At 68.7% G+C, this 6898-nt stretch carries 8 protein-coding genes; 2 read left to right on the forward strand and 6 right to left on the reverse strand.

The window, feature by feature from the left end; genetic code table 11:
- Positions 1–4: 4 nt before the first annotated feature.
- Genes ACRDSQ_RS22545 through ACRDSQ_RS22555 form a run of 3 tightly spaced genes read right to left on the reverse strand, consistent with a single transcriptional unit; the run spans position 5 to position 3443 of the window.
- Positions 5–1084 carry a Zn-dependent alcohol dehydrogenase gene (locus ACRDSQ_RS22545; RefSeq protein ID WP_431423819.1) on the reverse strand — a complete coding sequence of 360 codons (1080 nt, stop codon included), beginning with the start codon at positions 1082–1084 and terminating at the stop codon, positions 5–7.
- 26 nt (positions 1085–1110) lie between these two features.
- Complete coding sequence (locus tag ACRDSQ_RS22550; RefSeq protein WP_431423820.1) at positions 1111–2280, reverse strand: acyl-CoA dehydrogenase family protein; 1170 nt, start codon at positions 2278–2280, stop codon at positions 1111–1113.
- A gap of 11 nt (positions 2281–2291) precedes the next feature.
- Positions 2292–3443, reverse strand: coding sequence for an acyl-CoA dehydrogenase family protein (locus ACRDSQ_RS22555; RefSeq protein WP_431423821.1), 1152 nt, complete (start codon positions 3441–3443; stop codon positions 2292–2294).
- A gap of 99 nt (positions 3444–3542) precedes the next feature.
- On the opposite strand from ACRDSQ_RS22555, the gene ACRDSQ_RS22560 reads away from it, so the two are divergent.
- Both ACRDSQ_RS22560 and ACRDSQ_RS22565 read left to right on the forward strand, forming a co-directional pair.
- Entirely contained in the window at positions 3543–4193 is a 651-nt protein-coding gene (locus ACRDSQ_RS22560; protein WP_431423822.1) for a TetR/AcrR family transcriptional regulator, read from the forward strand.
- Positions 4194–4258: 65 nt separating this feature from the next.
- Positions 4259–5134 (forward strand): phosphatidylinositol-specific phospholipase C, encoded by an 876-nt coding sequence (locus ACRDSQ_RS22565; RefSeq protein ID WP_431423824.1) that lies wholly within the window; start codon positions 4259–4261, stop codon positions 5132–5134.
- Positions 5135–5137: 3 nt separating this feature from the next.
- On the opposite strand, the gene ACRDSQ_RS22570 is transcribed toward ACRDSQ_RS22565, so the two are convergent.
- The 3 genes from ACRDSQ_RS22570 to ACRDSQ_RS22580 are packed head-to-tail and all read right to left on the reverse strand — an operon-like array spanning position 5138 to position 6729.
- Positions 5138–5740, reverse strand: coding sequence for a GTP-binding protein (locus ACRDSQ_RS22570; RefSeq protein WP_187220327.1), 603 nt, complete (start codon positions 5738–5740; stop codon positions 5138–5140).
- Entirely contained in the window at positions 5721–6281 is a 561-nt protein-coding gene (locus ACRDSQ_RS22575) for a DUF742 domain-containing protein (protein WP_431423825.1), read from the reverse strand. Before ACRDSQ_RS22575 ends, ACRDSQ_RS22570 begins: the two co-directional genes overlap by 20 nt.
- Positions 6282–6288: 7 nt before the next feature.
- Positions 6289–6729, reverse strand: coding sequence for a roadblock/LC7 domain-containing protein (locus ACRDSQ_RS22580; protein WP_431423826.1), 441 nt, complete (start codon positions 6727–6729; stop codon positions 6289–6291).
- Between the last annotated feature and the right edge of the window lie 169 nt (positions 6730–6898).

Raw genomic sequence — 6898 nt, forward strand, 5'->3', positions numbered from 1 at the left:
GGATTTACAAGCGGACGAGTATCCGGGCGCCGCGGCCGGACCGCATGTCCTCGAAGGCGCCCTCGATGCCGTCCAGGTCGGTGGTGGCGGTGACCAGGCTCGACACGTCGAGCTGCCCGGACCGCACGAGGTCCAACAGGCGCGGAACGTCGACGTCGGGGTCGATCGAGCCGAAGACGCAGCCGCTGACCTTGCGGCCGAAGTAGTACAGCTCCAAAGCGCTGAACTCGACCTTCGCCTTGGCCGACCCGACGCCCACGATGACCAGGTGGCCGCCGCGCCTGCTCGACGACCATGCCGTGCGGATCGCCGCCGGGTGGCCGACGCACTCGAAGGCGATGTCGGCGCCGCGGCCCTCGGTCAGCTTGCGGACCGCCCTCGCCGTGGTGTCGTCGGAGACGAGGAAGTCGGTGGCTCCCTGCGCGAGCGCCAGGTCGCGCTTGGCCTCGGAGGTGTCGACCGCGACGATCGGCCCGGCGCCCGCGATCCGGGCGGCCTGCAGCACCGAGAGCCCGACGCCACCGACTCCGACGACCACGACGGACTGGCCGGGCCGCACGGCGGCGGTGTTGAACACCGCGCCCGCGCCGGTCAGCACCGCGCAGCCGAGGACGGCGGCCTGCTCCAGGGGGATGTCGTCGGGGATCTTCACCGCACCCCGCGCCGGGACGATGGTCTCCTCGGCGAAGGCGCCACACCCCAGCCCGGGGTACAGCGCGGTGCCGTCGGCCAGTTCGGCGTGCGGGATCTCGGCGGCGTCGGCGGCGCGCTCGCACAGCCATGGCTCGCCCTCCGCGCAGAACCAGCACTCACGACACGGCGGGGCCCAGTTCAGCAGCACGTGGTCGCCCGGCGCCACGCTGGTGACGCCGTCACCGACCTCGAGGACGATTCCGGCGCCTTCGTGGCCCAGCACCGCCGGGATCGGCTGGCGCAACGTGCCGTTGGACAGCGACAGGTCGGAGTGGCACACACCGGTGGCCACGACCTTCACCTTGACCCGCCCCGGGCCGGGCGCGGGCAGCGTGATGTCGGTGACCTCCATCGGCTTGCCCTGTTCGGTGAGAACAGCAGCCCTGACCATGACGCTCCTAGGTTGGTGGATCGGATCTAACCGAGTGTGCCGGACACGGTCGCGTGCCCTTTGAGCAGGTTACGGGCGATGGTGCGGCGCTGGATCTCGTCGGTTCCCTCGTAGATGCGCAGCAGCCGCAACTCCCGGTACCACCGCTCGATCGGCAGTTCCCGCGTGTAGCCCATGCCGCCGTGGATCTGCAGGACCCGGTCGACGATCTCGTTGGCCTTGACGCCGCCGTACAGCTTCGCGATCGACTGCGCCTGACGGGAATCGCGGCCCTGGTCGACCACCCACGCGGCGTGCAGCACCAGCCAGCGCAGCGCCTCGATCTCCATCGCCGAGTCCGCGATCATCCACTGGATGGCCTGGTACTCCGCGATGGGCTGACCGAAGGTGACGCGGGTGTTCGCCTGCTCGATCGCCATCCCGACCAGCCGCTCACACGCGCCCAGCGCGCGGGCCGGGAGGGCGTAGCGGCCGCGGCCGATCCATTGCATCGCCAGTTCGAAGCCTTTGCCGACCTCGCCAAGGATATTCTCCTGCGGCACCCGGACGTCCTCGAAGACGAGCGCCGCCGGACCCCACTCCCCCATGGTGTCGATCGGCTCGGAAAGCCAGCCCGCGTCGCGGTCGACCAAGAAGCACGTGACGCCGCCGTTGGCGCCCTTTTCCTTGTCCGTCACCGCGAACACCATGGTGAAGTCGGCTTCGTTGCCGCCGGTGATGAAGGTCTTCTCGCCGTTGATGACCCAGTCGGTGCCGTCCTGCCGGGCCGACGTGCGGATCGCCTTGGCGTCGGACCCCGCACCCGGCTCGGTGATCGCGAAGCAGGACTTGCGGTTGCCGGCGATCGTCGGCAGCAGGTAGCGCTGCTTCTGCTCTTCGTTGGCGTGGAACAGGATGTTGTCGGCGTACCCGCCGAAGCGGAACTGGACGAACGAGCGGCCCAGCTCAGCCTCGATCAGCGCCATCATCATCGCGCTCAACCCCATGCCGCCGTACACCTGCGGTGTCTGAACACCCCAGAAGCCGGACTCCTTCGCCTTGAGCTGCAAGACTTTGAGCTCGTCGGCGGGCAGCCCGGGCTGGTTGGCCCGCTCGCTGCGCAGCACCTCGGGCTCCAAGGGCATGATCTCCTTGCGGACGAACGTGCGCACCCACTCGCGGACTTCGCGTTCCTCGTCGCTCAGCGAGAAATCCATGGCGGTTCTCCTCAGGCGAAGGCGTTGACGCCGGTCAGCGCGCGGCCGATCAGCAGCTTCTGGATCTGGCTGGTGCCCTCGTAAAGCGTCATGACGCGGGCGTCGCGCAGGAACTTGGCGACCGGGTACTCGTCGAGGTAGCCATAACCGCCGAACACCTGGATCGCGAGGTTCGCCGCGGACACGGCGTTCTCACTGGCGAACAGCTTCGCCATGGACGCCTCGGTGCCGAACGGCTTGCCGCGCTCGATGAGGTCGGCGACCCGCCAGACCAGCAGCCGGGCGGCGTCGGTGGCGACCGCCATGTCGGCCAGCATCTCCTGCACCAGTTGGTATCCGGCGATCGGCTTGCCGAACTGGGTGCGCTCCAGCGAGTACTTCACGCTCGCATCCAGCGCCCCCTTGGCGAGACCGACACAGCCAGCGGCGACCGACATGCGGCCCTTGTCCAGCGCGGACATGGCGATCTTGAACCCGACGCCCTCGTCGCCGAGCCGTGCGGACTCGGGCACGCGCACGGCGTCGAGGACCAACTCCCCTGTGGACTGTCCACGCAGGCCCAGCTTGCCCTTGATCTCACGGTGGGTGAAGCCCGCGGAGTCGGTCGGCACCAGGAACGCGCTGATGCCCTTCGGCCCGGGGCCGCCGGTGCGCGCGAAGATGAGGGAGACGTCGGCCCAGGTTCCGTTGGTGATGAACATCTTCGAGCCGGTGATGACGTAGTCGTCGCCGTCGCGGACTGCCTTGGCGGCGAGGCTGCCCGCGTCCGACCCGGTGTCGGGCTCGGTGAGGCCGAAGCAGGCCAGGGACTCCCCGGAGCTGAGCCGGGGCAGCCAGTGCCGCTTCTGCTCCTCGGTGCCGTAGCCCGCGATCGACTTGCCGACCAGGCCGAGCGAGACCGAGACGATGCCCCGGATCGCCGAGTCGCCGCGGCCGAGTTCCTCCATCATCAGGCAGTACGACAGGTGGTCGCCGCCCGAGCCGCCGTACTCCTCGGGGATGGTCATGCCCAGGAACCCGATGGCGCCCAGCTTGCCCACGATGGCCCGGTCGACCTGCTCACGCCGGTCCCACTCGGCCGCGTTGGGCACGACCTCCCGATCGATGAAGTCGCGCGCCAGGTCCCAGAGGGCCTGCTGCTCGTCGGTGAGAGCGAGGTCCATGACACTCCCGTTCGTAAACCGTACGGTGTTAGGTTTAGTCAGGATAGGATCGTCGAACCGTCCCGGCAACCACTGCCGGCAGTGACCTGGGAGACACACGTGCCACGGCCGAGCACCCCGCTGCTGAGCCGCGCGCGCATCCGCGAGCGTGCTTTGGCGATGGTCGACGCCGAGGGCCTGTCCGGCCTGTCGATGCGGAAGCTGGCGGGTGAACTCGGCGTGCAAGCACCGTCGTTGTACAGCCATTACCGCACGAAAGACGAGCTGCTGCACGACATCGCGGACGAACTCATGTCCACAGTGGACGTGAGCGACTTCGCGGGTGAAGACTGGGCGGCAGGCGTGCGCACGTGGGCCCGCTCCTACCGCGCGGCGTTGGCGGCGCACCCGAACATGGTCCCCGTGTTGGCCACCGGACCGGCCCGCCGCGAGACCGCCCTGGCCCGAGCGGACGCCGTCCACGGCGGCTTGGTCCGCGCGGGCTGGCCGCCGCGGTACGCCACGATGATCGGCGCCTCGACGAAATACCTGGTGCTGGGCGCGGCGATGAGCTCGTTTTCCCGCGGCTTCGAGGACGACGTGCAGGTGTACATCGATCGGTATCCGCACCTCGACCAGGCCCACCGGCTTCGCGATCACGCGGACGAGATCGACGCCGACAGCTTCGAACTGGCCTTGGAGGCCTTCGTCGTCGGCCTGACCGCGCTGCGCCCGCAGGTCTCGGTCCGCCAAGCGGACCACGACGGCTGACGGGTTCTCAGGGTCAAGATCCACGGCTAATGTGAACTCCATTCGCGACCGGGATGGAGTGGCGTATGAGCACGTTGGTCTCTCGCAGGTCGTTCGGGCGGGCGCTCGCCGGGGCGGGGCTGGTCGCCGCCGGGGTCGGGCTCGGCACCGCCACCGCCACTGCCTCCGCCACCGCCTCGTCCGACTGGATGGGCGGTCTGCCCGACAGCACCCTGCTCTCGCGCATCAGCATGCCTGGCACTCATGGCTCAGCGACCCGGGTCGGTGGGCCCGCGGTCGCGAATCAAGACCTCACGGTCGCCGAGCAACTCAACGTCGGGGTGCGGTTCCTCGACGCCCGCTGTCGGCTGATCAACGGGTCGTTCGCCATGCACCACGGGGCGTACTACCAGAATCTGATGTTCGGCGACGTCCTCAACCAGTGCGCCGCCTTTCTCTCCTCGCATCCGAGTGAGACCGTCCTGATGCGCGTCAAGCAGGAGTACTCCGGTGAGTCCGACGCGGCCTTCGGGGCCGTGTTCGCCAACTACCAGCGCCGGTGGCCGAACCTGATGAAGACCGACGCGCACATTCCCGCCCTCAGCCAGAGCCGGGGCAAGGTCGTCGTCATCGCCGACAACGGGGGCGTTCCCGGCATCCGCTGGGGTGGGCTCGACATCGCCGACGACTACGACATCGGCACCATCTTCGACCTCTACTACCGAAAGTGGCCCGGCGTGCAGCGGCATCTCGACGCCGCCCGCACCGCCAACTCCACCAACCTGTTCATCACCTTCACCTCATCCTGGGGCTGGGGCTTGTGGCCCCGGGACGCGGCCAACGCGATCGCGCCCAAGGTGAGCGGGTATCTGGGCGCGCTGAACCGACAGATGGTCGGGGTCGTGCCGATGGACTTCATGACGGCCACCAAGGCGAGTCAGGTCTACCGGCTCAACTTCTGACCGTCAGCCGACCCCGGCGCCGTGCAACGCCACCCAGCGGCGCATCGAGTACTCGACCATGGTGATCAAGGTCTGCTTCGTCGACTGCCGGTCGCGGGCGTCGCAGGTCACGATCGGGACTTCCGGGCCGATGGCCAGGGCGTCGCGGACCTCCTCCAGGTCGTGGCCGAGCACGCCGTCGAAGCAGTTCAGGCCGATGACGTACGGGAGGTTTCGCTCCTCGAAGAAGTCGATCGGCGAGAAGCAGTCCGCCAGCCGACGGGTGTCGGCCAGCACGACCGCGCCGATCGCGCCGCGGACGAGGTCGTCCCACATGAACCAGAACCGTTGCTGCCCGGGCGTTCCGAACAGGTACAGGATCAGGTCCGAGTCCAGTGAGACGCGGCCGAAGTCCATCGCGACGGTGGTCGTGGACTTGTTGGGGGTTGCCGCGAGGTCGTCGATGCCCACGCTCGCGCTGGTCATCACCGCTTCGGTGGTGAGGGGCATGATCTCCGAGACGGAGCCGACGAACGTCGTCTTTCCCGCGCCGAAACCACCAGCCACCACGATCTTGACCGAGGTCAGCGTGGGGGCCGCCGAGTCCTCATAGCCGACGGAGTCCACTCAGTACCCTTTCCATCAACACCAGGTGGGCCTTGTTGGCACCACCGGTTGCGGTCTTGTGCACCGTGACCAAACCGAGCTGGGCCATGTCGCCCAGCAGGACTTTCGCGACGCCGAGCGGCGCGCCGAACAGGGTGGCCACCTCGGCGACCGACCGCGGTTCCTTGCACAGCACGCCGATGGCACGGTGTTCGGACTCCGCGAACGCGTTGGCGTCCGCGGCCCGGTCGCTTGTGGACACCATGGTCTCCACGCGCAGTTCGAACGTGGACCGGGTGCGCCCGCGGGTCCAGGCATACGGGCGGACCATGGCGGCGTCTTCAACGGGGAGCGGCTCGACCGGGGCATGATCGGCCACACCGGATTCGCCATCGGGCCACTCCGGTTCCACGTCTCCGTTGTCCGCCACCGATTCAGCGGGTGGCGGCGGCTCTTCCAGTTCGGGCTTGCGGTGCTTCTTGCGGCCCCCGCCGAGCGAGAGCCCGTTCATCAGGTCGGCGATAGTCATCTCCGGGGCGGGTTCGCCCCACTGGCTGGTCATGTCTCTGTCATGCGGGCTGCCCCACCATCCTCCCGGCAGCGCCTTGGAGGGCCGCGCGCAGTTCCGGGGTCAGGATCTGGCCGACACGGTCGACCAGAAGGGTCATCTCGTAGGCGACCTGCCCGATATCGCAGGTCGGTGCGGCGAGCACGGCCAGACAAGAGCCGTCGCCGATGGCCATCAGGAGCATGATGCCGCGCTCCATCTCGACCACGGTCTCCTTTACCTCGCCCGCGTCGAAACACCGTGCGGCGCCGGAGGTCAGGCTGATCAGCCCGGAGGCGACCGCGGCGAGCTGGTCGGCGCGGTCGACCGGCAGCCGCGAGGAAGCGGTCAGCAGCAACCCGTCGGCCGAGACCACCACGGCGTGCGCCACCCCGGTGACTCGTTCCGCGAAGTCATTGACCAACCAGCCGAATTGGCTTGGCTTGGACTGCGTGGACGTCATCGTGCTCCATTCATGGGAAGGTCCGGGCTCAGACATCCGACCCGTGATCCTGTTCTCCTGCTTGGCGGGCAAGACTTTCGCGACCGCGGCCGACGCCGCGCTGCAGGCTGCCGAGCCGGTCGCGCAGCGCGTCGGCGTCGCGCTCCACCCGCACCGGCGGGCCGGGCGC

The sequence above is a fragment of the Actinokineospora sp. genome (assembly GCF_050699995.1).
Classification (GTDB): Bacteria; Actinomycetota; Actinomycetes; order Mycobacteriales; family Pseudonocardiaceae; genus Actinokineospora.